Source organism: Sodalis-like endosymbiont of Proechinophthirus fluctus, from assembly GCF_001602625.1.
Classification (GTDB): Bacteria; Pseudomonadota; Gammaproteobacteria; order Enterobacterales; family Enterobacteriaceae.
In genome coordinates this window covers 44921-45973 of the sequence record NZ_LECR01000082.1, presented here as the reverse complement: position 1 = coordinate 45973, position 1053 = coordinate 44921, and the positions used below count along the sequence as shown (strand labels likewise).

The window sequence follows — 1053 nt, the reverse complement described above, 5'->3', positions numbered from 1 at the left end:
GCCAGCGTCTCGCCCACCGACACGGAATGCAGCATGATGCCACCAGGTTTCAACTTGCCCTGGCAAAAGCCGTAACGTTCGGGCCAGCGTCGGCAGTAGGCAGGAGCTTTTCTACTGCGCCATAATAACCGTATCCACACCAGAGGCTGTGTTAAGTATATAATTATATTATATATTATCATAATTAACTATTTTAAGGCACAGCGACCCGTGTGCTGAGTGAGTTTTTAACCAGATAATGTGAATTTCCCCAAACTGGGAATATGCTAACAGATAAGTCATCATCGCTCATTAGCGTGGAGGCATTTATCTGATTAGTAGAGTACTGAGCGCGAGTCATCCTAGACTGGCTCTAAGGTTATTATAGTAGTTGCCGATACAGACTCATAAGCTGACGTGAAAGATTTTCTGGCGTATAGGTACTTACCCGCTGACGTGCGGAGGCGCCCATTGCGGGATCCTGTTCGCGGGACGGCATTTCTGCGGCGAACGCCATTAGACTGGCGATATCCAGTGCATCGCAGACGAAGCCCTCGCGACCCTGCTCGATAAATTCCATGCCGCCACAGCGTTGGCTGGTAATGACCGGCAGGCCGCAGGACATAGCCTCAAGGATCACGTTGGGGAACGGGTCGTACAGAGTCGGCAAGATAAGCGCGTCTGCAGCGTGGTAACAGGGTAGCATATCTTGGCGGACGCCGGCGAAACGCACGCGAGACAGGCAGCCCAAGCTTTGCGCTAGAGCCTGATAGCGTCGCTGATGTTTATCTTGTCCGACGACAATCAGGTAGCGATCGGTGTTGGCCACCGCGCTAAGGGCCTGCCGCAGTCCTTTTCGCGCAAAATCGGAGCCTACAAAAATCAGCGCGCAGGCCCGTTCAGGGATCGATAGCGCTTCCCGGGCTGCCCGGCGCTGAGTTCCGTCGGCGGGAGCGAACCTATTTTGATCGATGGCGTTATAAATCAAGGCGAATTTATCCTCTTCTACGCCGTAATAGTGTATGATATCGCCCCGCACCATCACCGAATTGCAGATGATTTTCTTTAGCTGCG

At 52.6% G+C, this 1053-nt stretch carries 1 protein-coding gene and 1 pseudogene; both read right to left on the bottom strand.

The genetic code is table 11. The features are described 5' to 3' along the window. Positions 1 to 182 (bottom strand): annotated as a pseudogene (locus tag BG74_RS18060) (3-deoxy-D-manno-octulosonic acid transferase); the annotation flags it as partial. Between the two features lie 179 nt (positions 183 to 361). Then, positions 362 to 1053 (bottom strand): glycosyltransferase family 4 protein (locus BG74_RS08125; RefSeq protein WP_187202798.1); only part of this gene is annotated, 692 nt, incomplete at its 5' end.